Raw genomic sequence first — 26,335 nt, 5'->3', positions numbered from 1 at the left:
TTAACGATGGAAAAAGTACTTGTGATCGTCGGACCCACAGCGGTCGGGAAAACCGCCCTTAGTGTGGAGTTGGCAAAAAAATTCAATGGAGAGATCATTAGTGGAGACTCTCTGCAAATCTATAAAAAACTTGATATTGGAACTGCAAAAATCAGTACTTCAGAGATGAGTGGGATTCCCCATCATTTGATCGATGTGATCGAACCAACAGATAATTATTCTGTAGCAGATTTCCAAAAGGCTGGTAGACAGCTGATTACTGAAATAACTGAGAGAGGGCATCTACCGATCATTGCTGGCGGGACAGGACTTTATATACAATCGTTGCTTTATGACTATCAGCTGGGAGCAAAAGAAGTGGTGTCTGATGTTCGGAAAAAATATGAAGAGTTGGCTGAAAAAATCGGGAAAAAACAATTATGGGAGTATTTAAAAGAAAAAGATCCATTGGCAGCTGAAAAGATCCATTGGAACAATCAAAGAAAAGTCATCCGTGCTTTAGAAGTGTTTGAAGTAACTGGTTATAGTATCATGACACCAAAAGAAAAACCGCAATGCTTATATGAACATTGTATGATCGGGCTAGATACAGAAAGGAAACTTCTGTATCAACGAATTGATCAGCGAGTGGACCAAATGATCGCAGCGGGGTTGGTTGACGAAGCACGCTTTGTTTACAGCTTGGGTGAGATACAGGCAAGCCAGGGAATCGGCTACAAAGAATTGTACCCTTATTTTAAAGGAGAAATAACCTTGGAAGAGGCTGTTGAACAAATCAAACAGAACTCAAGACGTTATGCAAAACGACAATTGACTTGGTTTCGTAATCGGCTAAAACCGCAATGGTTTGACTTGTTAGAACAGCCAAAGCAACAAGAAGAGATCGAGCGAGTGATCAAAAAGTGGCTGGAGGAAAAATAGATGGAAAATGGACAGGAAAAAGTCATCATCGTGGGCGTTGAAACAGAAGAAAATCAACGCTATTTTGAAGAATCAATGACTGAATTAAGTGAGCTGACCATGACAGCTTCTGGGAAAGTGGTATTCACATTGACACAAAAAAGACCACAAGTAGATCGGCAAACGATCATTGGAAAAGGGAAGCTGCAAGAATTGATCCAACAAGCAGATGCTTACGAAGCAGACCTCATCATCTTCAATCATGAAATGACTCCTAGACAAAGTCAATTAGTAGGTGAAGCAGTCGGTCTTCCTGTCATTGATCGGGTACAATTGATCCTAGATATTTTTGCGATGCGGGCACGTTCGAAAGAAGGGAAGCTGCAGGTCGAACTGGCACAATTAGAATATCTTTTGCCACGTTTAGCTGGTCAAGGAAAGTCGATGTCAAGACTTGGGGGCGGAATTGGAACAAGAGGGCCAGGAGAAACAAAACTGGAAACAGATCGCCGTCACATCCGCAACAAAATTCTAGGAGTCAAGCGTGAATTGAAGACAGTAGAAGCGCATCGGGAAAGAAGCAGACAAAAACGTCAGACGAGTGAGGTTTTTCAGATTGGTTTGATCGGCTATACAAATGCTGGGAAATCAACGATATTAAATCTTCTCACACAAGCAGATACGTATTCTAAAGACCAATTGTTTGCGACGCTGGACCCATTAACTAAAAAATGGCGGTTCGCTGAAGGGTTTGAAATCACTGTGACAGATACAGTTGGATTCATTCAGGATTTGCCTACACAGCTGATCGATGCTTTTCATTCAACACTAGAAGAAAGTCAAAACATGGATCTATTGTTACACGTGGTAGATGCAAGTTCGCTAGACCGAACGTTACAAGAACAAACTGTATTACAGTTGATGGAAGAATTAAAAATGAGCGAAATGCCTGTATTGACGGTATATAATAAAGCGGATCAGATCGACCCCGCTCTTTTTACGCCGACACTATTCCCGAATGTATTGATCTCTGCTCAAAGTGTGGAAGGTAAAGATCAATTGATTGCTGGGATCAAACGCCAGCTGATGGAATTGCTAGAACCTTACACGCTACTTGTTGCAAGTGACGAGGGTCAGAAATTGAGTGCGTTACGTCGACAAACGCTTGTATTGAGTGAACACTTTATTGAAGCGCAAAATAGCTACGAAGTAAGAGGTTTTGCTAAAAAAACCTCAAAATGGCTAAAAATGGAATAAATTAAAGTTATTTATTTATTTCTATTTATCCTATTAATAAGGACACAGATATCAAAAAAAAGATATCTGTGTTTTTTTATAAAAAATCGAAGTTCCATGTTAGAAAATGTAACATATGCGGTTGACAAGCTTTTTAGTGATTGATATACTTTACACAACTTATGAAACGAAAGGGGACGTCTGATGGGAGAAAAGGAATTGCGCCGATCAATGTCAGTATTTCCAATTGGTACAGTGATGAAATTAACTGATTTATCCGCGCGACAAATTCGTTACTACGAAGAGCAAGATTTTGTTCATCCTGAAAGAAGCGAAGGAAATCGCCGTATGTATTCATTGAATGACATTGATATATTGTTAGAAATCAAAGATTATCTTTCTGATGGGCTGAATATGGCTGGAATCAAGCGAGTGTATGAAATGGCTCAAGCGAAAAAACAGGAAGAAGAAAGTAAGAAGCAATTGACTGACCATGACGTTCGCCAAATTTTTCGTGATGAGATCTTGGCGCAGGGCGGATTAAGCAAAACAGGGCATTATCAGTCACAAGGAATGCAGAGACAATTTTTTGACTGAATGAAATAGACAAAAAAAGGAAGAGGGATATCATGGTAAAGAAACAGATAACAGGCGAGGAAATTAAACGAATTATCGAAGAGGAGAATGTTCGCTTTTTAAGATTGATGTTCACTGATATTTTAGGAACAATCAAAAACGTAGAAGTACCAGTTAGCCAAATTGACAAAGTTCTAGAAAACAAAATGATGTTTGATGGTTCTTCTATTGAAGGATTTGTACGTATCGAAGAAAGTGATATGTATTTGTATCCTGATCTTTCAACTTGGATGATCTTCCCTTGGGAAAGCGATCATGGAAAAGTTGCTCGTTTGATCTGTGATATCTATAATCCAGACGGCACACCATTTGCAGGGGACCCACGTGGAAACTTGAAACGTTCACTAAAAGATATGCGTAACCTTGGATTTACCTCTTTCAACTTAGGACCAGAACCAGAATTCTTCTTATTCAAATTAGACGAAGACGGTGAGATTACAACTACTTTAAATGATAAAGGTGGTTATTTCGATTTCGCTCCTACAGATTTAGGTGAAAATTGCCGTCGTGATATCGTATTGGAATTAGAAAGCTTAGGATTTGAAGTAGAAGCTTCTCACCATGAAGTTGCTCCTGGCCAACATGAAATCGACTTTAAATATGCTGATGTTGTAGACGCCTGTGACAATATCCAAACATTCAAATTAGTCGTAAAAACAATCGCTCGCAAACACGGCTTACATGCAACCTTTATGCCTAAACCACTATTTGGTATCAATGGTTCAGGTATGCACTGCAACATGTCTTTATTCAATGAAGAAGGCAATGCTTTCTATGATAAAGACGGCGATTTAGAGCTTAGCCAAACAGCATATCATTTCTTAGGTGGCTTATTGAAACACGCTCGCGCATATACAGCTGTATGTAACCCAACAGTGAACTCATACAAACGTTTAGTTCCTGGTTATGAAGCACCTGTATATGTTGCTTGGAGTGGACGCAACCGTTCACCACTAGTCCGTGTTCCAGAATCACGTGGCTTGTCTACTCGTTTAGAATTGCGTTCAGTAGATCCTTCTGCTAATCCTTACTTAGCAATGGCTGTTTTACTTCAAGCTGGTTTAGATGGTATCCGCAATGAAATCACTCCTCCCGCTGCAGTTGACCGCAATATCTATGTAATGGATGAAGACGAACGTGCAGAAGCACATATTTTAGATTTACCATCAACTATCCACAATGCTATCAAAGAATTACGTAAAGATGAAGTAATGATCGACGCATTAGGCCAGCACATCTTCTCGAACTTTGTAGAAGCCAAACGTTTAGAATGGGCTGCATTCAGACAAACCGTTTCAGAATGGGAAAGAGAACAATATTTAGAATTGTACTAAAAACAGGAAAGAAAGAAGCGTAAGGTAAAACTGACGCTTCTTTCTTTCCTATTTTACTCGTTTTTTGAGGTTATCTTTTGAAAAGTGGATTTGGAGAAGTGACTTCACAGAAATCGTTAGAAAAAATAAGATCAAAATGAAAACGTATTGAATGGAAATGAGTACTTGACTTTCAATAATTCTGAATGTATCATACACCTTGGGCACCCTTTTAAAGGGTCAGAAGTTTGCAGAAATTTTGGCTCCCTATTCTAGTTAGAATAGGGAGCTTTGTTTATTTTCTGAGACTTTTCCTGCAGATAAAACAAGAAGGAGTTTTTGAACTTATGACAAAATACATTTTTGTAACGGGCGGCGTAGTTTCATCGATTGGTAAAGGAATCGTTGCGGCTTCATTAGGTCGTTTGTTGAAAAATCGTGGCTTAAAGGTAACTATCCAAAAATTTGATCCATACATCAACGTGGACCCAGGGACAATGAGCCCATATCAACATGGGGAAGTATTCGTAACAGATGATGGAGCAGAAACTGACTTGGACTTGGGTCACTATGAACGTTTTATCGATATCAATTTGAACAAATACTCCAATGTTACCACAGGAAAAATTTATTCTGAAGTACTTCGTAAAGAGCGTAAAGGGGAATACCTTGGAGCAACAGTACAGGTTATTCCACATATCACGAATGAGATCAAAGAAAAAATCATGCGCGCAGCAAAAATGACGGATTCAGATGTCATTATCACTGAAGTAGGTGGGACCGTTGGCGATATCGAATCTCTACCATTCTTAGAAGCTCTACGTCAAATGAAAGCAGATGTGGGTGCGGACAACGTAATGTACGTCCATACAACCCTTATTCCTTACTTAAAAGCTGCCGGCGAAATGAAGACAAAACCTACACAACACAGTGTAAAAGAACTTCGTGGTCTAGGTATCCAACCAAATATCTTAGTTGTACGTACAGAACAACCAGTTTCACAAAACGTGAAAAATAAATTGGCACAATTTTGTGATGTCGAACCAGAAGCAGTCATTGAATCTCCAGATGTGGATACACTTTATTCAATCCCGTTGCTTTTACAAAAGCAAGGTATGGATCGGATCGTCTGTGAATATTTGAAATTAGACACACCAGAAGCAGATATGACAGAGTGGAAAAAATTAGAAGAAAAAGTATTGAATTTAAAGAAAAAAGTTCGCATTGCATTGGTAGGAAAATATGTTGAACTTCCAGATGCTTATATTTCTGTAGTGGAAGCATTAAAGCATTCTGGCTTTGCATTTGATGCTGATATCGAATTGGAATGGATCAAATCACAAGATCTAACAAGAGAAAATGTAGAGGAACGTTTGAAAGATGCTGATGGAATCCTAGTTCCTGGCGGATTTGGCGATCGCGGTCTTGAAGGTAAGATCGAAGCTATCCGCTATGCCCGTGAAAATGATGTGCCATTTTTAGGTATCTGCTTAGGAATGCAAATGGCATGTGTGGAATTTGCCCGTAATGTAGTTGGGTTAGAAGATGCAGCCTCTGCTGAAACAAATCCGGATACAGCTAATAACATCATTGACTTGATGGCAGACCAAGAAAATATCGAAAACCTTGGTGGAACACTACGTTTAGGCCTTTACCCATGCAAGATCAAAAAAGGAACGACAACAGCGACAGCCTATGATGGAGAAGATGTTGTTCAAGAACGTCACCGTCATCGTTATGAATTCAACAATAAATATCGTCAATTATTCGAAGAAAACGGCTTGGTATTCTCAGGGGTATCACCAGACAATCGTTTGGTTGAAATCGTAGAATTGACAGATAAAAAATTCTTTGTGGGTTGCCAATTCCATCCAGAATTGATTTCTCGTCCAAACCGTCCGCAAAAACTGATCAAAGCATTTGTTGGCGCTGCGTTATCTGAACGTGAAGGAAAATAACAAAGCTTTTTAGAAAGCGTAATGAACGAGGTCAAGACAAAAGTCGTTTAATTTTGAGAAATTGGAGAGAAAAACGAACAATACGTTTTTTGTATTGTTCGTTTTTTTTTTATTTCCGAAAAAACTGACTTTCGGACACCATCAATTCGAAATTAAAGTCTGCAGCAAAACTGTTCTTTAGATTTGTCCCACATTCGTTCTACATATGAACAAGAGGTGGGATCAGAAGCAACTTCTTCACAAATAAGCCGGAATTCATAAAAATTTTAAAAAGTAAATTTCGTGAATTTTTGTTTATTTATCGAAGTAAAATACTTCTGTTCCGCCCTTTTTATATTTTGTTATTGATTGCCTCAAAAAAGTGGATGGCTAAACCAGTTTTTCACATTTATAACGAGTAGAAGTCTTATTTTTACAAAAAGCTTCTTGAAAATTTTCATTTTCGGTGATTTTAGTAGAAAACTACCGAAATGTTTGGTAAAATAGGTTCGTTGGTTAAGAATAGTCTTAACAAATTTAGTTTTACAAAAATTAGGAGGAATTTATTATGCCAGTAGTATCAGGAGCTGAATTTTTAAAAGCTGCTCGTAAAGGCGGTTACGCTGTCGGCGGATTCAACACAAACAACTTAGAATGGACTCAAGCAATCCTTGAAGCAGCTGAAGCTAAACAAGCACCAGTACTTATCCAAACTTCAATGGGTGCAGCTAAATACATGGGTGGTTACAAAATCTGTAAAGATTTGATCACTGATTTAGTTGAAACAATGAACATCACTGTTCCAGTTGCAATCCACTTAGACCATGGTGACTACGAAGCTGCTTTAGAATGTATCGAATTAGGTTATACTTCAGTTATGTTCGACGGTTCTCATCTACCATTTGAAGAAAACTTGAAATTAGCTAAAGACGTTGTTGAAAAAGCACATGCAAAAGGAATCTCTGTAGAATGTGAAGTTGGTTCAATCGGTGGCGAAGAAGATGGAATCATCGGTAACGGCGAATTAGCAGATATCGAAGAATGTAAACAAATGGTTGCTACAGGTATCGATTACTTAGCATGCGGTATCGGTAACATCCACGGACAATATCCTGAAAACTGGAAAGGATTAGCATTTGATCATTTACAAGCAATTGCTGATGCTGTAGGTCCAGATATGCCTTTAGTATTACATGGCGGATCAGGTATTCCTCAAGACCAAATCGAAAAAGCTATCTCAATGGGTATCTCAAAAGTAAATGTTAACACTGAATTCCAATTATCATTTGCTGCTGCTACTCGTGAATATATCGAAGCTGGTAAAGACCGCGAAGGTAAAGGCTTTGACCCTCGTAAATTATTAGCACCAGGTAAAGCTGCAATCATCAAAGATGCAGAAGCTCATATCGACTGGTTCGGTTCAGCTAACAAAGCTTAATTTCAAAAAAATTAAGAATACCGCAAAATGGGGTTTCCCGTTTTGCGGTTTTTTGTTTTGGAGAATGAATCAAATGAGTAACTAGGAGAGGCTGGGACAGAAGTCTTTAACTTCGAGAAATAAGAAGAAATTAACGAAAATTGCTGTTCAAATTTTTGTGAATTTCGGCTTATTTAAGAAGGAGTTGCTTCTGCTCCCACCGTTTATTCGTTTTTAAAGAATGAGACAAAAATTTTTCTTACTTTTGTCCCACACTCATAAATTTACACTCTTTTGTTAAATCAAATCAACGAAACTCGTTTCTTTTTTTCATCTATGATAAAATACAAGCATATGCAATAAATTTGAACAATTACAAGGTGGAAATCAATGAAAAAAATCATAATCAATGGAAATCGCCCACTAACTGGTGAAGTAACGATCAGTGGTGCAAAAAATAGCGCAGTTGCGTTGATTCCAGCAGCTATTTTAGCAGATTCTCCAGTTATTCTAGAAGGTGTACCTGATATTCAAGATGTTCATTCGTTAATCGAGATTTTAGAGATCATGGGCGCAAAAGTCCATTTTTCACAAAATGTTTTAGAAATCGATCCCCGAGAAATCGTTTCAGTACCCATGCCAAGTGGGAAAATCAATAGTTTACGCGCTTCTTACTATTTTATGGGTACATTGCTCGGGAAGTTTGGGGAAGCAGTCGTAGGTCTTCCTGGTGGCTGCTATTTAGGTCCTCGGCCAATCGATCTACACGTAAAAGGATTTGAAGCTTTAGGTGCCTCAGTTAGTAATGAGCATGGTACGATGTATTTACGAACAGATAAACAGTCATTAAAAGGCAATCGCATCTTTATGGATGTTGTATCAGTCGGAGCTACGATCAACGTGATGCTTGCAGCAGTTAAAGCAAAGGGTCAAACAGTGATCGAAAATGCTGCACGTGAACCAGAAATCATCGATGTCGCAACTCTACTGAATAATATGGGCGCAAAAGTCCGCGGTGCAGGAACCGACGTGATTCGGATCGAAGGAGTGGAACAACTTCATGGGTGTCGTCATTTTATGATTCCTGATCGGATCGAAGCGGGCACCTATCTTGCCCTAGCAGCAGTGGCCGGCAACGGGATCAAAGTCAAAAACGTCATCTATGAACATTTAGAAAGTTTTATTGCAAAACTTCAGGAAATCGGTGTGAATATGACGATCAGTGAAGATGAGATCGAAGTCTTTCCATCGAAAAACTTGGAAGCAGCCAACATCATGACCTATCCTTATCCTGGATTTGCTACGGATCTGCAACAACCACTTACGCCACTCTTATTAATGACAAAAGGGACATCTGAAATCACAGATACCATTTACGCAAAACGAGTAAATCATGTGCCGGAGTTAGCTCGAATGGGCGCTGATATCTCCGTTGAAGGAAATTTGATCATTACAAATGGACCAAATAAATTGCACGGTGCTGAAGTAGTTGCTTCTGACCTTCGAGCAGGTGCATGTTTAGTCATTGCAGGTTTACTTGCTGAAGGAACAACAACGATTTATAACGTAGAGTATATTTTACGTGGATATGATCATATAATTGAAAAATTGACAGCATTAGGTGCTGAAATTCAAATGGTGGAGGAAGTGGAAGCTGAATGAGTGATTATTTAACGATGGCAGAGCTCGAAAATAAGACGCTGAAAGAAGTATATAATTACGCAAAAGAATTTAAAATTCCTTATTATAGTAAGATGAACAAAAAGGAGTTATCCTTAGCAGTTATTCGTGCACAAGCAGAAGAGCAAGGATTTTATTACATGGAAGGGATATTAGATATCGTCGGTCAAGATGGGTATGGATTCTTGCGTCCCATCAATTATGGACCGAGTGTAGAAGATATCTATATCTCTGCCTCACAGATCAGACGATTCAGCTTGCGAAATGGGGATAAAGTTGCTGGTAAAGCACGTCCGCCAAAAGAATCTGAACGTTATTATGGATTGATGCACGTTGAAAGCGTTAATGGAAAAGATCCGGAAGAAGCAAAAGAACGGCCTCATTTTCCAGCGCTGACACCTCTTTATCCACAAGAACAACTTCGATTAGAAACAACGCCACAACGCCTTTCTACCAGAATGATCGATATATTTTCTCCAGTAGGGTTCGGTCAACGTGGACTGATCGTAGCTCCTCCAAAAGCTGGAAAAACATCCGTCTTAAAGGAAATTGCTAATGGGATTACAGAAAACCATCCAGAAGTCGAATTGATCGTTCTATTGATCGATGAACGACCAGAAGAAGTGACGGATTTAGAACGCAGTGTCAAAGGAGATGTTGTCTCTTCCACATTTGACTTGCAGCCACAAAATCATACAAGGGTTTCAGAATTAGTCTTAGAACGTGCGATGCGTCTAGTAGAAGACAAGCGCGATGTGGTCATCTTGATGGATAGTATCACGCGTTTGGCTCGTGCCTACAATTTAGTCGTACCTCCTAGTGGCCGTACACTAAGCGGTGGGATCGACCCAGCAGCGTTATACAAACCAAAGAAATTCTTTGGCGCAGCTAGAAACATCGAAGAAGGTGGCAGCCTGACGATTCTAGCAACCGCATTAGTGGATACCGGTAGTCGTATGGACGATGTCATCTATGAAGAATTCAAAGGAACAGGTAACTTAGAATTGCAACTTTCTCGTGACTTGTCGGAACGCCGGATCTTCCCAGCCATCGACATCAAGAAATCTGGTACTCGTAAAGAAGAACTATTGATGCCAAGCGAACAACTAGAAGAAATCTGGAAACTTCGAAAAAATATGACAGGTGATTCTTTAGAATACACAGAACAATTGATTCGTTTTTTACGAAAAACTAAGAATAATCAGCAATTCTTCAAAGAATTTCAAGATGTATCTTTTAGTAAAAAAAATCAAACAAGAAATCTAAAAAGATAATTGCAACCTTATAAGAAACATGTTAAGATGTTACTGTTGTATATCGACAAATCAACTCTGATTCAGCAAATGGGTCAGGGCAAAGGAGCGAAAAAAGCATGAAAGAAAACATCCATCCAGATTACCATCCAGTAGTGTTCATGGATTCAACAACTGGTTTCAAATTCTTGTCAGGATCAACAAAATCTTCACAAGAAACAGTTGAATGGGAAGACGGTAATACATACCCAGTCATCCGTGTCGAAGTAACTTCTGACTCACATCCATTCTATACTGGACGTCAAAAATTCACACAAGCAGACGGACGTGTGGACCGTTTCAACAAAAAATACGGTCTCAAAGACGCAAACGCTGCAGAGTAATAAAAACGCTGATATATCAACGTTTGGCAGACTACGTTATGGATGTAGTCTGCCTTTTTTCGCTTTTGACCATACTTTTGACCTTCTGGAAATGCCCATTATTTTCTTCTATAGAACTCATAAAATCCGCAAAGCGATTCGCTGTTTCCTCTGTTTGTCGTTTCGTCACATGGGTGTAAATATCCATCGTTGTTTTAATATCGGTGTGTCCGAGACGAACTTGAACTTCTTTAATCGAAGCGCCTGATTCAAAAAGCAAACTACAATGAGTGTGGCGAAAACCATGAGGTGTGATTCGTTTCAAATTGTGTTGCTTGATGATAAATTTTAAATTGTGATTTACATAGTCTAAATAAAGTGGTTTATTCTCCTCTGATGAAAACAAAAGTTGTTCACCATCTTTTGTAGGCTTGATTCCCATTTTTAGAAAATATTCTTTTTGCTTCAATTGCCAGCGTTTGATTACTTGCAATGTTTCAGAGTCTATCGAGATTGTTCGAAGGCTCTTTTCTGTTTTGGGAACTTGAAATTTGATTTCCCACTTATCACAAGTGGCTAAAGTTTGTTTAACAGAGAGTGTACTTTTCTCAAAGTCAATATCTTTCCAGCGTAAGGCTAACAGTTCACCTTTTCGTAATCCTGTAAAAGCCAAAATCCGGAAAATTGGATAAATCGGATCAGGATAGTTTTTGGCAATTTCAAGGAATTCTAATAGTTCTTCCTTTTCATAGTAAGGTGCAGAATATCGCTCTTCGTCAATACGTTTCTTGCGTTTAGGACGAATAACAGCATCCATGGGATTATTTCGAATGAGCCGTAAACTCAAGGCATACTTGAAAACGGATGATGTTAAACCAATCAAGTTTGAGTATTTTTTGTAATAGCTATACCAGTGATTTACCTGTTTTTGACAATAAGGAATTGAAATTTTTGAGATTTTCAAATTACCAAAAAAAGGAAAGATATGTTTTTTGTAAGCCAATTTTTGGGCGACATAGGTGCTTTCACGAACCGTATTTTTATATTGTTCAAACCACTCATCTGCCAATTCTGAAAAAAGGCGTTGTGAGTCCGTCACCACATCATTTTCCTCTACTTGTACCATCAAGCGATTGTAAGCTTTTTTCGCTTCTTGCGCTGATTTAAAACCACGTTTGGTGGTGTATTTCTTTTTTTCTGTAACAGGATCAATGCCAAGATATGCTTTGAACATATAGGCGATTGTGCCATTTTTCTTTTGATATTTTTTGATCATAATTGTCTCCTTTGATTCACTCGCCAGTATATCAAAGAGAAGGGGTACTCCTTTCTTATCGGTATCATAGACAGCAACTACTAGGAAGTCAAGGTTAGATTTTTAGACTATCTAAAAACTGTTTTACATCCTCACGGTCAAATCGGGTTTCTTTACCAAAAGGAATGATTTTTAAACCATGGTCAATCCAATTATTGAGGCGAGTATCGCCAATCTTTAGTTGTTGTTTTAATTGTTTCCTCGTTGGGTAGGGAGGCAATTCGTTTATTTTTGGTTGTTGTGCGTTTTCTTCCTCAATCCTTTGCTTGGTTAATTGAACAAGCTCTTCGATTATTTCTTGATTCAATTCAATCGGTACATTAACAGTCATATTTTTTTCCTACTTTCGGGATTCATTTTTTTATTTTTGTATAGCGAACAGTGCTTTCTTGAAAATCCATCACTTGTTCAGGAGTTCCAGACTCATTTATAGCACTGTAAAAAATCGGACGTCTTACGAGATACTCATTGGTATAAAGCACGTCTTGATTTGTGGCATCAAAGGGATAATCCACGAGCTGCTTTGTGACCCAAGGCACTTTGAGATTGCGAGATTTGAAGAATGCTTTTTTCTTATGCTCTTTCATATCCAAGTCCTTATCGAAATACTTGCTGATATAGCGTCCGCGATTTTCGATACTATCCACATCAATCTTGTTGATTTTGATAAATCCATGTCCCCAGATTGTAGTAAAGCGATTGACGGGGATGAAAGGGAAGTCAAATAAGATAATGTGATAGTGGATCGCACCTCGTTCCTGTTTTTCCCACGTGGCGAGATACTTTAGTTTTGCTTTTTTTGTATGATAGAGTTCGTAATTTAGTCGTTTGATAAATTTTTTGAATTCATTATTCGCATAGGCAATGTCTTGAATATTTTTTCTGAAAGTGAGGGTTAAAAATTTTGTCTGATTGTCAAAGTTCATATCCACGAGTCGGGCAATTTCAAATCGCATATTTTGATAATACTTCTGTTTGCGTTTTAAACTGTCATATTGTCCTTGTGCAGATAGTTCATCATAGTTTTTTCTGTTTTCAATAGTAGTATCATCGTCATAAAGCCAAGCTAATTGTTGTTTTCTTTCTGGATTCACTTGATTTTCTATTGTTTTACGTTTTGGAGTAATGATTGCTTCATAATCATAGATTTCAAGGTACGTGGGAGTTTCAATGATTTTTTGATTATAAGCTTTCAAAAATCATCACTCCTTGTTTCGTATTCAGTTGTCAAAGAGCCATCATTTTTCTCCTGATGTTGTTCTATAGATCAAGTTAAGTGGGAAGTTCTGCTTCGCAGTCCTTCCAGCCTATGTATTTATTGGGCGGTCTTGACGGAAAGGAACGGCTCTGTGGGCGTTGCCCCGCCGTTCCTTTCCTAACCACCCAACAAACACATAGGGGAATTAGTTTCCAGAACTAGTTCCTTGTTTTTTAGATACAAGTGTCGCAGCGTTTGCCGTAGCAGATAAGCCATAGCTGATAAATTGACCATTCACACGCCCCCACGGACTAATGACTAAATTCGAAAAGGTTATAACAGCTAATCCCTGTTGATCCAATTCTTCTTTTGCAATGACTGGATTTTCCGACTTGACTTTCACGCTGATTTTTTCGTAGCGAAGTTTGGGTAGGAGGCTTTCATAGCTCCAACCTAGAATTTCACCATCCTTTTGCCAGCGGGTGACATTAACGACTTTGTATTCCTTTTCGAGTTTTTCTTTTGGTAATATGAGATCGTTGATTTTAATTGGCATAATAGCCCTCCTTATCATATACGAAATTTTATACGAGTGATATAATAGAAAAAAATGACAGGGAGGAAGCAGAATATGTTTGGTTTAGTGCAACCTGATAAAGTGAAGGTAGGACAAAGGATCAAGGAAATCAAAGAGGGAATGAATCTCTCTTTTACAGAATTAGGAAATCGATTAGGTTTAAAGAAGCCAACGATCAGTTCTTATGTTCAAGGGTATGCGTTAGCCCCTGAAAGTGTCATTAATCAGTTATCCAGTATCAGTGGAAAACCTGTAGGTTGGTTTTATTTTGGGGACATTGAAGAATATATCGCAGACTACTTGCGATTGAAAGGACAGGCAGCGATTGTTCAAGAACATCCTGAAGTCGTGAAAGCCATCAAAGAAGAATTCTATACCGATGAGTTTAAAAATTCCGATTGGGAAAATGAAGTCGGATATCCTTGTGAAGAATTCATTGATGATTATTTTTATGAGTTGCAACAAGGGGTTATCAAGGAAGAAATCCAAAAATTGACATCCGAGGAGATTAATCGTTTACCATTTGCAAACGAATTATCTGATACGAAAAAAGAAGAAGCAATTCTTATTATTGCGAATGGCATAATAGAGTACATGGATGTAGCAGGTGAACTCAATTATGAAGATAAAGAAACTATGCTAAGGTTAGTGAAGATAGAAATTGCAAAGTATGATTTTTTCTCTGATAGTAATTTTGAAGATCACTACCTGATTGGCAAATTGATAAATATCCTATCGGATGAACAGCAAACAAGCCAGTTGATCAATCATCTATCTGTAGAGTTAACAGATAAAGTTTTTACAGAAAGGTTTGGCGGAGTGGCGCTGATTGAAGCATTCCAGACATTGCGACCAGTGTTGATTAAATTATATAGTAAAGTGAATACCGATGAGTTGGAAGATTGGTTTGGAGAAGCGAATTAGTTTAACTTAAATTGCTTCTGGAAGGAAAAAGCGAGGGGTCTGTATGGCGCGCCTATTTGAGCTATTATTTTTAGGAATAGAATACTTCTCGATTGGGTTTATAAACGGGAGGTTGTTAGGAAGAGGATTTGATAAAAAATATTTCTGGTGGTTGTTAGTAGCAATAATCGCAAGCGTGGTTCTATTTGATAACATAGGTATCCTTTCTTCTGTATTTTTTGGCATATTATTACTGGTACTATCGTTTAATTCGGAACGAGATAAATTTGTTGCTGTCATTACTGGGACAATATCTTTAGGAATGTACATCTTTTTAAATTATATGGTGGGTTTTGTTTTAACAAAGTTAAATATTTATGATCATTTAACTATGGGTCAGACATTGGGAACGGTCATTATCTGCTACTTAATTATTGGGTTGCTTTTATCAGCAAAATTAAAAAAATTTTGTTACGCTTAACTCAACAAAAAGAAATTGGCTGGGTTCTTAGTATTCTTTGCTTATTAGTACTTACTAGTTATTATGCTCTAATAATCGAAGAATATTATTTGGAGATCATGGATTAACTAATTTATTCTTTGTTAGTATGTATACGGGCATTTTACTCGTTGGATCAGTTTTTTCAATAGGATTGATTAAACAATCTGTCAAAAATAGGCACTTAAAGCAAGAATATCAAAGCTTAGCGGAATATATGAAGATGTTGGAATTGACTAATAATGAGATTAGAAATTTTAGACATGATTATAAAAATATTTTGTTATCAATTGAAGGCTATTTAGATGAAAAAGATTATTCGTCACTTGATCACTACTTTCGAAAAGTTATTATGCCTACGATTACTTATTTAGAGAAAGACAGTTTCAAAATATCAAAGGCTTCAAATATTGAAAGTAGTGAGCTAAAAAGTTTAGTGGTAAATAAAGTATTAATCGCTCAACAGAAAGGTATTGACACGATCATCGAAGTTCCTAAAGTAATAAAAGAAATACCTGATCATTTGGTTATGCTGTTGATTCGTGCATTAGGAATCATTTTGGATAACGCTATCGAAGGGGCTGATGAGAGTAAGAATCCTGAAATCAGAATTGCGATATTTGATATTGGAAACTCACTAACAATTGTTGTTCGAAATTCTTGTTTGGAAAATATTCCGCCGTTGCATCAGATAAAAAAGAGCGGTTTCTCAACTAAAGGTACCGGAAGAGGCCGCGGATTAGCGATACTGCAAGAATTAATGCGTGATGCAGATAATGTTTTTCTGGAGACAAAAGTCGACTCTGAATATTTTACACAAAAAGTAATAATTTTACATGAGTGAAACGGGGAGGAGCAACAGTGAATATTTTTGTTTGTGAGGATGAACAACAGTATCTTGAGCATCTTGTTAGGAGTATTCAAAATTATATTCTTTTTAAGAATCAACAAGTAATACTAAAAATGAGCACGGCAAACCCTGATCAACTTTTGAATGAAGTTGAAAAGAACATTGAGGAAGATAATTTGTTTTTTCTCGACGTAGATTTAAAAACAGATGTAACAGGTATAGAACTAGCGGAAAAAATAAAGGTTCTTGATCCAAATGCAAAAATTGTCTTTATTACTACACATGGGGAACTATATTCTCTTGTATTTCAGTATCAAATAGAAACCATGGATTATATCGAAAAGGACCAGTATGAAATAGTAGAAAACAGAATAAGAAGTTGTATAGATAAAGCAATTGAACGGTTCTTTTCAAGTAACAGTTCAAAAGAAGATACGGTTATCTTAAAGATTGGCAATCAAATTGAAAGAATTCCAGTAAGTAAGATTCTGTTTTTCGAAAGTTCACACAAGTCACACCGAGTCGAAGTTCACCTAAAAAATCGACAATTTGAAATTTATGGAAAGCTGTCCGATGTAGTTAAAATGCATCCTACATTTATTGCAAGCCATAAGTCATTCGTAGTAAACATCAAGAACGTTAAGAGCGTTAACACAAAGGAACGGATAGTAACGCTTATGAATGGTGAAACATGTTACATGTCTCATCGTTTTCAAAAAAATTTATTAAGCCAGTTAGACAGTCATCATTAAGATGGCTGTTTTTTACGCTTAGGCATAAATTTCAACCTCTTGGGCAAAAATCAACTACAGATACATTCTTCATGTTAAATTGTTCGCATGGAGGACGTACTAGTGGAAGAAAAATTGGCAGTATGGGTCTATAAAAAAAGCTTAGCTAAACAAGAACATTCTGATTACGAAAAAGCACGAATAATTTATGGTTGGACGATTCTGTTTTACAACTTATCCAAAATTTTTCTGATTTTACTCGTTTCGGTATTGCTCTATTCTTTAAAGGAGACTTTGGTTTGTTATATTCCATTTTGTTTGTTGCGAATATCAGGTTTTGGGTACCATGCAAAATCTAGTATTATTTGTAATTTATCAAGTGTATTTCTATTTTCGGTTCTTCCATTCATCCTTGATAACGTGATAGGACAAAATCAATGGGGAGGAAAATTATTGTTTAGTCTAATATTGGGTGGGTTTGGATCAATCGCTATTTATTTCTTTGCACCTTCATTTACTGAAAATTCATATACTGATAATCAAGAAAAAGTAAGATTCTTGAAATACACTTGTTTGATTACCTTTCTAATTCTACTTTGTATTTCATATTTGTTGCCAATTAAATTTGGATCATTAATGGCTTATGCTATGGGGATGGCAATTATATTTCTAATACCAAATAATATATTCCGAGGAGGAGAAGCATGGAGAAAGCAAGAACGGTAGTAAAAGTTGTTGAAAAGTTGGGATTTATTTTTGGAGACGGCGCTAAATGTCAATTGGGATTTTATGAACCTAAGAAGCCAGAGATTTTGAAAAAAGAGGATAAGAAATAGGAAGGTCATGAATAGCTAAATGAGAAAGGGTGAAAAAAATGAATTTGAAAAAAGTTATTGTTGTATTTGTTGCTGTTCTAATTTCTAGTGCTTCGTTTATATTTGCTGGAGTTAACGTTTACGCTACTGAAGCTGCTTCATCAGAGAGTTCTGGTGTTCAAGCAAGGCAACAGATTACAAATGATATGAGTACTGAAGCAACTGCATCAGAAATTGCTGAAATGAAATTTTATTTTGAAGATGTCGGACATTTCAATTTTGAGGATCATACCTACCAAGTCACTAATTTAGAAGCTTTAACTCAAAAAATGCAATTAAATACTGATGAAGGAATACTTGCAAAGTCTTTCTATGAGAATGTAGTGGCTCCAAATATGCAAAGAAAACCTATTGGTGATTATCTATTCTGTGTTGCCGTAAATTCAATCCCAGTAGTTGGAGGAATAATTTATGATTATATATCTGGAACTTCTAGATTACAAACGTTAGTAAATGCTCTGAAAAGTCACAATTATTCCACTGCTATTAGTTTATTGAAGCAAGTGGCAGCCCAGTATCTAAAACCTGCAGATTTTGCAAGACTAAACTGGGTAACCATAGCAGCTTCAGCAGCGATTAATGCTGTTAGTTGCCTATAGATTAGAATCGTTAGATTGCTTGGAAAATTTGTACTATTTTTCTTTAATGGATATTCCATATTGGAGGAATGCCCATTTCCTTGTATAATTACTTTAATTAGCTAAATGATTGAAGAAGGGGATCTCTGAAATTGGATAAAGAATTCAAGCTGTATAAAAACTTAATCAATGAGTTAGATATTTCTGAAAATCATATTTCGTGTATTGCAATTAAGTACCCAAAAAAATGCTTCAAATATTTGGCTTTAGGTGCTCTGGCGACCTCGTTGTTTGAAAGGATATATCTACTTACTTTCACAGAAAAAGGACTGTATTTGATAAAGTTAGGAAATGGGATAACTGTTATGAGAATATCAGAAAAAGTCGCTTCTCGAAAAAGTAGTAAAATAAAGGCTGAAGAAATTTCTTGTCTCGTAGTTGAAGAGGAGTATTTCGCTAACGCTATTTCTGGATATTGGTTAAAGATTGAAGGGAAAAAAAGTCATAATTTTTTCATTCCTAATAGCAATTTTACTTTTGAAAATAGTATCCTTAATAATAGCCGTAATGTAGATTTATTAATTCAGAATAATTTTTTTGAATTAGGAAATAGGAAATGAAATAAATGGAAAGAAATAAACAAGTAGGATTTCTGTGTGGGAGTCCTGCTTATCCTCCATATCGTAAGGTGGATTGAAATAAATGATGCTTACAGACAGCGAGATCAATCAACAAGTAAGGAATTTTATCCACTATTTAGGATTCACCTCACAAGATAATTATTTTACGTGTTATAGATATCCTCTTCCAATTTTAGGACTTATCCCGGTCAAGCCAATCACGACAGCATTAATCACAAAAATCAATCTGCTTATTTTTACTCCACACGAAGTAATTATTAAAAAAATTGGTAGCGGTTTTTCATTGGTAGATATAAAAAGGAATACTTTTGATAAAAATGTTATTCGAATTTCTAAGTCTCAGATTAAGAAATTTGAAATTAAAGAGTGGGTAGTATTCGGAGTTAATTGGGGATACCTGTTGACCATTGAAGCAGAGAGAAAATTTTATTTTCATGTTGCTAAAACTAATGGAGATGATTTTTCTACTGTTAACTTTTATAATGTTAAAGGAAATAATTTTTACGGGTTAATAACAGATGATAAAACAAATCTTTAAAATGAACAATCTGTATTAGAGTTATAGTAAAGAATCGGCTCGCAAGTAAGTGGCACCATTGTTTTTAAATAATTTGAGTTTCATTAGAATGTTAACTCTTTTAACCTCTGGAAATTATTGCTATTAAGCATTTTGATACTGTATTGAAATAAATTGCCGGATGACAGCATTTGAATAGCCATTAGATGTCAATATGAGGGAGCATTAAGTCATGATTTCTAAATATGAAGAGAAGATTGAATATGAAAAATTTATTAGTAGTCTTAATATAGTTCCGAACCATAACTATATTGAAGTCTCAAAAGGGCCTAATCCTGCAATTTTCACTTATGCAAAAGGAAGTGCGATGTATGAATTTTTTATCTCCAAACAATATTTGCTGGTCTTCACTCATAGTGAAATCATACTTAAAAAATACGGAGTAGATATCCCAAAGAGAATCTCTCACGAGGATATTCATGAATTTCAGGCTCGCGAGTTATCTTTAACGAGTTTTCATTGTATTAGTTTCAAGGCATTTAATCGGAAGCATTATTTTTATATTGACGCTGACGATGTTTTTTCTTTAGGAGAATCTAGTTACTCCAGCTTTAATTACTATTTTTTGCGTGAAAAAAATTTCTTTGGTCTATTAGATACGTGACTTGTAGATGTATAGCTGGTTGTATATTGAATTTGCAACGAGAAAATTACATTCTTGAAAACACAGATAGAATGTCGTTTCTGAATCTGAACAATTACTAAAAAGTTAGGCTATAGAAGAAGTAAAATTTAATTGAATAAAAGAATGTATCTCTGTTCTATTGTTCCACCAGGTATTCTTAATAACTCAAAAAAATTATTAATAAAAATTGACAAAATAACCGGTTTACTTGGCAATGAGATTCCACCATTGAGCGTTCTAGCATGAAAAAAACAAGAGTAGGGGCTCATTTTAAAGTGATCAATATACCACCTCAGATAACAAAATTCGGTTTAGTCATAGATGCCGACGCCAAAAAAAGTTTGATAATTTCCAATATTATCAGATTTTGGATGTACTAGTAGAGATACTATTCAAATTACCAGTTCATCGGTAACTCAAAAGAAACAATGAAAAATAAGTCCTTTTAAAGATTATTGATAAAAATGAAAAATGCTTTTTCCAAAAAGCCACAGAAGAAGAAATATTAAGACCATAAAATATATACTACTTGAGAGAGCGAATTTTCCCAAATCGAGTCCTTTTTCGCGTAAAGTCAATGCTGGAAGAAGATGGAACAGCATGAATGCACCAATCTTCAATAGAACTAGCTTAAGATTATCTTTCCAGCTGATTGATAGTTATTGAAGTAATTCATCTGTCACCTCTTAGGATTTTTGCCAAAAAATCTTCTGCAGATATTCCCAGATGTTGAGCAGCCACAATGTTTTCAATAATTCCCAACAGTAATTTCTCGGTTTTATGTTCATTACGGATAAAGCCAACCAGTCGCATATACACCAGAAAATCTCCGTAATACAAACTATTTTCCTTCGTCAAGCAGGTCTGTAATGTCGCATTGAACTGAACCAATATCCATATAAGGATTTATCCTTGGATATAATTAAGATAGAACCTGTGAGAATACCTTTTAACATCTGTGATGATATTTTTTGTTCCAAAAAACTTTTTCTCACGTACTACCTTACTTTTTAAATTAGTATACTAAAGGCTGTATTGTAAAGTAATATAATGGATGCTTAAAATTTCATGTTACTAAAGTGTTGGAGATTTGATATCTAGTTTTTATGATTTGGTATAGTTCAGGAAAATGCAATAAGCATTTAGGCAATTATGCTTTATAATCAGGTCATAAAAGATTAGGGAAAATGCTACTAGCTACTATGCTATGATAAATAAAAAGTTGAAAGCATTGCGTGCTCAGCATGGCATGACTCGAAAAGATTTAGCAGATGAGGTCAATGTTTCGAAGCAAACAATTTGTGCGATAAAAAAAAGGAATACAACAGACTTTAGAATTGTGGATCAGGATCTATAAAGTTTTTGGTGTTACTTTAGATGACTTATTTTGGGAGGAATAGGTGATGTTTGAAAAAGGCATGGATAAACGGATGATTTATTATCATGGGAGAGCTATTGTCGGAGGATGCGGGCTATTTGTATTGTTACTAGTAATCAAAGATGTTTTGGCAGATTTAGAGGTGATACGTGTAGATGGTGTATCAACTATTATGGATATGCTGATGTTACTGGTTGGGACCTTTTCCGCAATGCTCTATATGATTCGAAAAAGAGCAATCAAAGATCATTATCTTTTGAGGGCATGGAAAATTTTTATCATACTTACGATTTATTCAATTATCCCAATGTTGCCCCAATTACTAGTACATCAGTCATTTATCGTGGGAAACCGGATCACCTTTGCTTTTCTTAGTGTGATCCAATTTGTTATATTTTCTTTTTTTACAGCCTTCTTATTTATTCAATCTGTGAGCATAAAACGTGAGTTGAAAAATTAATATACTGGCGAGATTTTTTTGACCATACTTTTGACCTTCTCAATCAAATTTTACTGAACTTTATTAGGTTTTGTAATTCCTCAAGAATCCTGTACTTAAGCTGTTTTCTATTTAGCAGATAACACTAGAAAGTAACGCAGCTCTCAATACGGTCTCAAAGACGCAAACGCTGCGGAATAATAAAAACATTGAGCAATCAAGGTTTAGCAGACTTCACTACGGTGGGGTCTGTTTTTTTGTGTTCTATAATAGTGATACTACTTTGGTCTGTGTTTTGTGGCTCTAATACTGACAAATCAGTGGGCTGGCTTTGTTTTAATAGTGTCAAGAGAGCTGGACACGTTAGGATGAGCGCAGTTCAGGAAGCGTCATTTGAAATTTGACTGGAGAAACAACCAGCTGGATATGACGATTGTTTTTGAAAGTAAGGGGACTATTTTTGAAAGATGAGGTGAAAAGTGTGGAAAAGATTTTAGTTGTAGAAGACACGGATGAGATCAATGAAATACTGTGTCAGCATTTACAAGCATATTATGAAGTGCAGCCAGCTTTTTCTGGTACAGAAGCAGTACTTTACTTTCAAACAGAATCCTTTGATTTAGTACTACTGGATATTATGTTACCAGGAAAAAATGGCGAAGAAGTGTTACGAGAAATAAGAAAGAGTAGTGATGTACCTGTTATTATGTTAACTGCTTTAGGTGATAAGAAAAAGGTTAGTCAAGTATTACTGGATGGAGCGAATGATTATATCACGAAGCCTTTTGATTTAGATGAAGTACTCGCTCGTGTTACAGTGCAGTTGCGTAATGGATCAGGAAAAAAATCAACAAGAGATCACCAGTTGGAATTTTCGTGAGCTGATTTTAGATGGTCGAGATTTTACTTTGAAAAAGGGGCATCAAGAAATTCATCTAGGAAAAAAAGAATTTGCAATTTTAAAGACGTGGGTGGAACATCCTGAGCAAATTTTTACGAAGGAACAGTTATATGAAAACGTTTGGCACGAAATTTATTTGACCGGTGACAATATGTTGAACACACATTTAAGTAATTTATGAAAAAAGATTGCGCAACTAGATGAGAGTCTAAAGTATATCGAAACGATTTGGGGACTAGGGGTTCGACTAAAAGGAGCGTCAGAATGATCTATTATACAGTTTTTATCACTTTTTTATGTCTGCTAGTCGGTATTTTATATGTGCGACAAGTGCTGGGAATCAAAAAGAGTGCACAAGAAATATAAGAAAAACGGAAGAATCATTCCAATGTTGTATTAACAACAAAAATGTATAGTCGTGCTTTGAATCAGATGATTTAGGAAATCAATGATCTTTTTTCTGAATTGCAGATGCTGCAAATAACAAGTCAACAGGAAAAAGCTACATTAGATTTAGCCATCCATTTATGATTCACTCACACAGTATCAATTCAAGGTAACTTTGGATATTGAAGAAGATTTGTGGATCGAAAATGATATGGAATTATTAGAACGCATCTTGCAAAATCTTTTAGTAATACATTGAAACATGGGCGAGATGATTTGACGATCCGTTTGCATCATGAAGGAAAATTTATGCAGCTGATTTTGCGGAACAAAACGCAGCAGCCAATCATAAACTTAGCTTGCTTGACTACTCAATTTTATTCTGAGAATTTAGCGGATAGTGAGGATTCTCCAGGATTAGGCCTATTTATTATTCAAGAATTGGTAAGGGTATCTGGAACTATCATCAGAAGAAGAGGATTTTCAAGTGATGTTATGCTGGCCTTTGGTACAGGTGGAAAATACGAAAAAGAATGTGGTACAAAGCTAAAAATCAGGTTTGCCACGGACTCTCGAATAAGCGGCGTCCAAAAATCAGGTTTTTTGGAAATTAAAAAAGTGTGGGACAAAAGTAAGAAACACTTTTGTCTCATTCTTTAAAAACGAATAAACGGTGGGAGCAGAAGCAACTCTTTCTTAAATAAGCCGAAATTCACAAAAATTTGAAAAGCAATTTTCGTAAATTTCTTCTTATTTCTCGGAGTTAAACACTTCTGTCCCAGCCTCTAAAAATTTCCTATTTGGATTATTTTATAAGTAAAATCTCTTGAAACAAGTTACTGAACACAAAAGAATAGCATTTTATCTAACAGGTATCTAAGTTGTAAAAAGATCCTTGTTTTTATAGGGATATTGCTGATGAAATCAGGAAATGCAACAAGTGATTTCTCTAACGGATTGAAAATATCATTTGTAATTTTAGTTATTTTAAAAAGAAAGTAATTTTATTTTTTATCCAGTGAAATGTTGAACTGAAAAGAAAAAAGCTAATTTTTTGTATTTTTTTATTAATTTCTATTCAAAGAAAAAGATGGATAAATCTTTTTCTTTATGTATGATACCGTTATTTTGTACACAAATAAAAATGATGGGGAGAAACTATGAAAAATAAAAAAAAGCTTCTTTTTTGTTGTTCAATGTTAGGGATCATTCTTTTTTCAAACAGGTTAAGTGTGGAAGTCGAAGGAAATGAAAGAGAGTTCGTATCAAGCACAACAAAATCAAATCAAAATATTGCCAAGTATTTGGAAATCAAGCAAAGTGAACATGTCGAAAATTATCGCGCAAGAATTTTAGATAATTGGTTTGGTCCAAGTACGAATCAATCAACGGGTATCTACAAACGAGCACACGAAGTCATTGAAATTTATGTGGATGAGCAGACGGATCAGCGAAAAATGCCTTCTTATACGATTTCAGGTATTGCTTTGAATGACTATAACGAAGGTGCAAATTCTGGTGAGACACTAAAAAAGGGCAAGAATATCATTGCTGGGAGTATGGAAGGAATCATTCATATTCAAAATGAAACCGAACAAACATCACAAGGAAGTATTCATGTAGAAATCAGGGGAGGGATTACTGTTCCGCGATTTATTCTAGGCGAAACAACAAATCAGGAGTGGCAAGAGTTAGTAAGTAATTATCCCGATGCCCCAGGGTACGAGCTAGTGGGTGACACAGTATTGATTACTGCTTCAAATGAATCTATTCATCTAGTCAAAGATCCAACGAAAATTTTAGAAACACAGGAAAAAGTGGTGAGACTTCATGCTCAAACAGCAGGATTGGACGGAAGTTCTTCGCTACATCGTAGGCCAACTGGTTTGGTTCAACATATGCGGGAAACAAAAGAAGCGGATGCATTTATGTATGCTTTTTATCAACACACCGCTTATCATACGGAAACAATGGACGCCTTATTAGAACCTGAAAAATTAAATCAATGGGGCATGTGGCATGAAATTGGTCATACCTATCAAATGGAGCGTATGGATTGGCATGATATGGTCGAAGTGACGGTCAACATCTATTCTTTACGGGCACAAAAAGCGTTTGGGCAACGTAGTCGACTAGAAGAGGGCAATACTTACAGAGAAATGTTTAACTATCTGAATCAAACGAAAAAAGAGTTTGATCAGCAAGATGTTTGGATGCGATTAGGAATGTTTTGGCAATTAGAACTTGCCTTTGGAGAAGACTTCTATCCTAATTTACATAAACGCTACAGAGAAGAACAAAAGTCTCTTTCGTCCGAACAAGCAAAACGCCAGTATTTTGTAGTTTCTGCTTCAAAGATCAGTGGAAAAAATCTAACTCCATTTTTTGAGCAATGGGGTATTGAAGTAACGAATGAGAGCAAAAAAGAATTAGCGGCATTACCAAAACTAACGAAGAAAATTTGGGAGTATCGCGATGAGATGACTGGAGAAATTGGCAATATCGAAGAAGATACACAAGCTCCTACGATTCCAACGAATATAGTAGCAACAGTTACTTCTGATTCTGTTCAGTTGAGATGGAATCCTGCTTCAGATAATGTAGGCGTAACAGGGTATAACATTTATCGAAACGGTCAATGGATTGCAAAAACAGGACAAACCAATTTTTCAGATCTTCATTTAAATAGCAACACTACTTATACTTATCAAATCAGTGCGTATGATGCAAAAAACAATGAGTCAGACAAAAGCCAGAGTTTAACAGTAGTTACCAAAGAAGAAAATAGTTCTTCTGACACTTGGGCTAAGGAGTCGGCTTATGTGGCAGGAGATATCGTAACGTATAAAGGAATCACCTACCGAGCAAAATGGTGGAATAAAGGAGCGGTTCCTGGTGTTTCTGATGTATGGGAAGCAATAAATGATCCCGGATCTAATCAGCAATGGAGTAAGGAAAAAGTATACGTATTAGGTGATATTGTCATATATAACGGGGTAACTTATCGCGCAAAATGGTGGGTAAAAGGGGAAACACCAGATACTTCACCAGCCTGGGAACCTATCGGAGGAACAAATACTGTCAAAAAGAATTAGAATAAAGTGACTGTTTAGTAGCAGGTGATACG

The 26,335-nt window shown here is 36.3% G+C and carries 28 protein-coding genes and 1 pseudogene; 24 read left to right on the top strand and 5 right to left on the bottom strand.

Translation table 11 applies throughout. The features are described from left to right. The first annotated feature begins 6 nt into the window (after positions 1-6). The 9 genes from miaA to IGI47_RS11610 all read left to right on the top strand — a co-directional run bounded on the left by miaA (position 7) and on the right by IGI47_RS11610 (position 10,755). Positions 7-921, top strand: coding sequence for a tRNA (adenosine(37)-N6)-dimethylallyltransferase MiaA (miaA, locus tag IGI47_RS11650; RefSeq protein ID WP_311929620.1), 915 nt, complete (start codon positions 7-9; stop codon positions 919-921). After that, on the top strand, positions 922-2,157 hold the full coding sequence (hflX, locus tag IGI47_RS11645; protein ID WP_311929619.1) for a GTPase HflX: 1,236 nt from the start codon (positions 922-924) through the stop codon (positions 2,155-2,157). Between the two features lie 183 nt (positions 2,158-2,340). Next, on the top strand, positions 2,341-2,733 hold the full coding sequence (locus IGI47_RS11640) for a MerR family transcriptional regulator (RefSeq protein WP_438784292.1): 393 nt from the start codon (positions 2,341-2,343) through the stop codon (positions 2,731-2,733). Between the two features lie 32 nt (positions 2,734-2,765). Beyond that, positions 2,766-4,106, top strand: coding sequence for a type I glutamate--ammonia ligase (gene glnA / locus IGI47_RS11635; RefSeq protein WP_311929618.1), 1,341 nt, complete (start codon positions 2,766-2,768; stop codon positions 4,104-4,106). 326 nt (positions 4,107-4,432) lie between these two features. Then, a complete protein-coding gene (locus IGI47_RS11630; RefSeq protein WP_311929617.1) occupies positions 4,433-6,043 on the top strand; it encodes a CTP synthase in 1,611 nt (536 codons plus the stop codon). 547 nt (positions 6,044-6,590) lie between these two features. Continuing rightward, on the top strand, positions 6,591-7,460 hold the full coding sequence (locus IGI47_RS11625) for a class II fructose-bisphosphate aldolase (protein WP_005875729.1): 870 nt from the start codon (positions 6,591-6,593) through the stop codon (positions 7,458-7,460). A gap of 369 nt (positions 7,461-7,829) precedes the next feature. After that, a complete protein-coding gene (locus IGI47_RS11620; protein WP_438784291.1) occupies positions 7,830-9,101 on the top strand; it encodes a UDP-N-acetylglucosamine 1-carboxyvinyltransferase in 1,272 nt (423 codons plus the stop codon). Next, a complete protein-coding gene (rho, locus tag IGI47_RS11615; RefSeq protein ID WP_005875733.1) occupies positions 9,098-10,393 on the top strand; it encodes a transcription termination factor Rho in 1,296 nt (431 codons plus the stop codon). Before IGI47_RS11620 ends, rho begins: the two co-directional genes overlap by 4 nt. A 98-nt stretch (positions 10,394-10,491) precedes the next feature. Then, positions 10,492-10,755, top strand: coding sequence for a type B 50S ribosomal protein L31 (locus IGI47_RS11610; RefSeq protein WP_005875735.1), 264 nt, complete (start codon positions 10,492-10,494; stop codon positions 10,753-10,755). Positions 10,756-10,786: 31 nt separating this feature from the next. Here IGI47_RS11610 and IGI47_RS11605 read toward each other — a convergent pair whose 3' ends face one another. From IGI47_RS11605 to IGI47_RS11590, 4 genes are all read right to left on the bottom strand, one after another. Then, positions 10,787-12,010 carry a tyrosine-type recombinase/integrase gene (locus IGI47_RS11605; RefSeq protein ID WP_438784290.1) on the bottom strand — a complete coding sequence of 408 codons (1,224 nt, stop codon included), beginning with the start codon at positions 12,008-12,010 and terminating at the stop codon, positions 10,787-10,789. Between the two features lie 94 nt (positions 12,011-12,104). Next, positions 12,105-12,380, bottom strand: coding sequence for a DNA-binding protein (locus IGI47_RS11600; protein WP_311929613.1), 276 nt, complete (start codon positions 12,378-12,380; stop codon positions 12,105-12,107). 22 nt (positions 12,381-12,402) lie between these two features. Beyond that, positions 12,403-13,245, bottom strand: coding sequence for a rolling circle replication-associated protein (locus IGI47_RS11595; protein ID WP_311929611.1), 843 nt, complete (start codon positions 13,243-13,245; stop codon positions 12,403-12,405). Between the two features lie 207 nt (positions 13,246-13,452). Beyond that, the gene (locus IGI47_RS11590; protein WP_438784289.1) at positions 13,453-13,803 is read right to left on the bottom strand and encodes a hypothetical protein; all 351 of its coding nucleotides are present in this window, start codon (positions 13,801-13,803) and stop codon (positions 13,453-13,455) included. A 75-nt stretch (positions 13,804-13,878) separates the two neighbouring features. On the opposite strand from IGI47_RS11590, the gene IGI47_RS11585 reads away from it, so the two are divergent. The 10 genes from IGI47_RS11585 (at position 13,879) to IGI47_RS11540 (ending at position 20,082) form a co-directional block, all read left to right on the top strand. Next, positions 13,879-14,748 carry a helix-turn-helix domain-containing protein gene (locus IGI47_RS11585; RefSeq protein WP_311929607.1) on the top strand — a complete coding sequence of 290 codons (870 nt, stop codon included), beginning with the start codon at positions 13,879-13,881 and terminating at the stop codon, positions 14,746-14,748. Positions 14,749-14,791: 43 nt separating this feature from the next. After that, a complete protein-coding gene (locus IGI47_RS11580; RefSeq protein ID WP_438784288.1) occupies positions 14,792-15,208 on the top strand; it encodes a hypothetical protein in 417 nt (138 codons plus the stop codon). Between the two features lie 241 nt (positions 15,209-15,449). Next, positions 15,450-16,070: a GHKL domain-containing protein gene (locus tag IGI47_RS11575; protein ID WP_438784287.1), complete on the top strand. Its 621-nt coding sequence runs from the start codon at positions 15,450-15,452 to the stop codon at positions 16,068-16,070. A 17-nt stretch (positions 16,071-16,087) separates the two neighbouring features. Then, on the top strand, positions 16,088-16,828 hold the full coding sequence (locus IGI47_RS11570) for a LytR/AlgR family response regulator transcription factor (protein ID WP_311929601.1): 741 nt from the start codon (positions 16,088-16,090) through the stop codon (positions 16,826-16,828). 102 nt (positions 16,829-16,930) lie between these two features. Beyond that, a complete protein-coding gene (locus tag IGI47_RS11565; RefSeq protein ID WP_311929600.1) occupies positions 16,931-17,533 on the top strand; it encodes an accessory gene regulator B family protein in 603 nt (200 codons plus the stop codon). Continuing rightward, positions 17,512-17,643 (top strand): AgrD family cyclic lactone autoinducer peptide, encoded by a 132-nt coding sequence (locus IGI47_RS11560; protein WP_311929598.1) that lies wholly within the window; start codon positions 17,512-17,514, stop codon positions 17,641-17,643. Before IGI47_RS11565 ends, IGI47_RS11560 begins: the two co-directional genes overlap by 22 nt. 38 nt (positions 17,644-17,681) lie before the next feature. Continuing rightward, positions 17,682-18,281: a hypothetical protein gene (locus IGI47_RS11555; protein ID WP_438784286.1), complete on the top strand. Its 600-nt coding sequence runs from the start codon at positions 17,682-17,684 to the stop codon at positions 18,279-18,281. 131 nt (positions 18,282-18,412) lie between these two features. After that, positions 18,413-18,880 (top strand): hypothetical protein, encoded by a 468-nt coding sequence (locus tag IGI47_RS11550; RefSeq protein ID WP_311929595.1) that lies wholly within the window; start codon positions 18,413-18,415, stop codon positions 18,878-18,880. 82 nt (positions 18,881-18,962) lie between these two features. Beyond that, a complete protein-coding gene (locus IGI47_RS11545; RefSeq protein ID WP_438784285.1) occupies positions 18,963-19,439 on the top strand; it encodes a hypothetical protein in 477 nt (158 codons plus the stop codon). A gap of 211 nt (positions 19,440-19,650) precedes the next feature. Further along, positions 19,651-20,082: a hypothetical protein gene (locus IGI47_RS11540; RefSeq protein WP_438784284.1), complete on the top strand. Its 432-nt coding sequence runs from the start codon at positions 19,651-19,653 to the stop codon at positions 20,080-20,082. A 693-nt stretch (positions 20,083-20,775) separates the two neighbouring features. Here the strand turns inward: IGI47_RS11540 and IGI47_RS11535 are convergent. Further along, complete coding sequence (locus tag IGI47_RS11535; protein ID WP_438784283.1) at positions 20,776-20,943, bottom strand: hypothetical protein; 168 nt, start codon at positions 20,941-20,943, stop codon at positions 20,776-20,778. A 367-nt stretch (positions 20,944-21,310) separates the two neighbouring features. Here IGI47_RS11535 and IGI47_RS11530 point away from each other — a divergent pair, with 367 nt between their 5' ends. The 5 genes and pseudogenes from IGI47_RS11530 (at position 21,311) to IGI47_RS11510 (ending at position 26,303) form a co-directional block, all read left to right on the top strand. Next, positions 21,311-21,460 (top strand): helix-turn-helix transcriptional regulator, encoded by a 150-nt coding sequence (locus tag IGI47_RS11530; RefSeq protein ID WP_311929592.1) that lies wholly within the window; start codon positions 21,311-21,313, stop codon positions 21,458-21,460. Positions 21,461-21,506: 46 nt separating this feature from the next. Next, positions 21,507-21,941, top strand: a complete 435-nt coding sequence (locus IGI47_RS11525) for a hypothetical protein (RefSeq protein WP_438784282.1) — start codon at positions 21,507-21,509, stop codon at positions 21,939-21,941. A 460-nt stretch (positions 21,942-22,401) separates the two neighbouring features. Then, positions 22,402-23,089, top strand: a pseudogene (locus IGI47_RS11520) (response regulator transcription factor). Positions 23,090-23,517: 428 nt separating this feature from the next. Next, positions 23,518-23,868, top strand: a complete 351-nt coding sequence (locus IGI47_RS11515; protein ID WP_438784281.1) for a hypothetical protein — start codon at positions 23,518-23,520, stop codon at positions 23,866-23,868. A 500-nt stretch (positions 23,869-24,368) separates the two neighbouring features. Beyond that, the gene (locus IGI47_RS11510; protein ID WP_438784280.1) at positions 24,369-26,303 is read left to right on the top strand and encodes a M60 family metallopeptidase; all 1,935 of its coding nucleotides are present in this window, start codon (positions 24,369-24,371) and stop codon (positions 26,301-26,303) included. Positions 26,304-26,335: the final 32 nt, after the last annotated feature.

It is taken from the genome of Enterococcus sp. AZ191, assembly GCF_051713845.1.
GTDB lineage: Bacteria > Bacillota > Bacilli > Lactobacillales > Enterococcaceae > Enterococcus_B > Enterococcus_B durans.
This window is presented reverse-complemented; position numbering and strand designations above follow the sequence as displayed.

Bases quoted from the DNA above. Each gene is read 5' to 3' on its own strand.
- IGI47_RS11605 (WP_438784290.1), bottom strand. From the start codon at position 12,010: ATGATCAAAAAATATCAAAAGAAAAATGGCACAATCGCCTATATGTTC.
- IGI47_RS11625 (WP_005875729.1), top strand. From the start codon at position 6,591: ATGCCAGTAGTATCAGGAGCTGAATTTTTAAAAGCTGCTCGTAAAGGC.
- rho (WP_005875733.1), top strand. From the start codon at position 9,098: ATGAGTGATTATTTAACGATGGCAGAGCTCGAAAATAAGACGCTGAAA.
- IGI47_RS11525 (WP_438784282.1), top strand. From the start codon at position 21,507: ATGTTTGAAAAAGGCATGGATAAACGGATGATTTATTATCATGGGAGA.
- hflX (WP_311929619.1), top strand. From the start codon at position 922: ATGGAAAATGGACAGGAAAAAGTCATCATCGTGGGCGTTGAAACAGAA.
- IGI47_RS11540 (WP_438784284.1), top strand. From the start codon at position 19,651: ATGATTTCTAAATATGAAGAGAAGATTGAATATGAAAAATTTATTAGT.
- IGI47_RS11640 (WP_438784292.1), top strand. From the start codon at position 2,341: ATGGGAGAAAAGGAATTGCGCCGATCAATGTCAGTATTTCCAATTGGT.
- IGI47_RS11530 (WP_311929592.1), top strand. From the start codon at position 21,311: ATGATAAATAAAAAGTTGAAAGCATTGCGTGCTCAGCATGGCATGACT.
- IGI47_RS11630 (WP_311929617.1), top strand. From the start codon at position 4,433: ATGACAAAATACATTTTTGTAACGGGCGGCGTAGTTTCATCGATTGGT.
- IGI47_RS11555 (WP_438784286.1), top strand. From the start codon at position 17,682: ATGAATTTGAAAAAAGTTATTGTTGTATTTGTTGCTGTTCTAATTTCT.
- IGI47_RS11590 (WP_438784289.1), bottom strand. From the start codon at position 13,803: ATGCCAATTAAAATCAACGATCTCATATTACCAAAAGAAAAACTCGAA.
- IGI47_RS11600 (WP_311929613.1), bottom strand. From the start codon at position 12,380: ATGACTGTTAATGTACCGATTGAATTGAATCAAGAAATAATCGAAGAG.
- IGI47_RS11580 (WP_438784288.1), top strand. From the start codon at position 14,792: ATGGCGCGCCTATTTGAGCTATTATTTTTAGGAATAGAATACTTCTCG.
- IGI47_RS11585 (WP_311929607.1), top strand. From the start codon at position 13,879: ATGTTTGGTTTAGTGCAACCTGATAAAGTGAAGGTAGGACAAAGGATC.
- IGI47_RS11620 (WP_438784291.1), top strand. From the start codon at position 7,830: ATGAAAAAAATCATAATCAATGGAAATCGCCCACTAACTGGTGAAGTA.
- IGI47_RS11515 (WP_438784281.1), top strand. From the start codon at position 23,518: ATGCAGCTGATTTTGCGGAACAAAACGCAGCAGCCAATCATAAACTTA.
- IGI47_RS11610 (WP_005875735.1), top strand. From the start codon at position 10,492: ATGAAAGAAAACATCCATCCAGATTACCATCCAGTAGTGTTCATGGAT.
- miaA (WP_311929620.1), top strand. From the start codon at position 7: ATGGAAAAAGTACTTGTGATCGTCGGACCCACAGCGGTCGGGAAAACC.
- IGI47_RS11545 (WP_438784285.1), top strand. From the start codon at position 18,963: ATGATGCTTACAGACAGCGAGATCAATCAACAAGTAAGGAATTTTATC.
- glnA (WP_311929618.1), top strand. From the start codon at position 2,766: ATGGTAAAGAAACAGATAACAGGCGAGGAAATTAAACGAATTATCGAA.
- IGI47_RS11510 (WP_438784280.1), top strand. From the start codon at position 24,369: ATGAAAAATAAAAAAAAGCTTCTTTTTTGTTGTTCAATGTTAGGGATC.
- IGI47_RS11560 (WP_311929598.1), top strand. From the start codon at position 17,512: ATGGAGAAAGCAAGAACGGTAGTAAAAGTTGTTGAAAAGTTGGGATTT.
- IGI47_RS11575 (WP_438784287.1), top strand. From the start codon at position 15,450: ATGTTGGAATTGACTAATAATGAGATTAGAAATTTTAGACATGATTAT.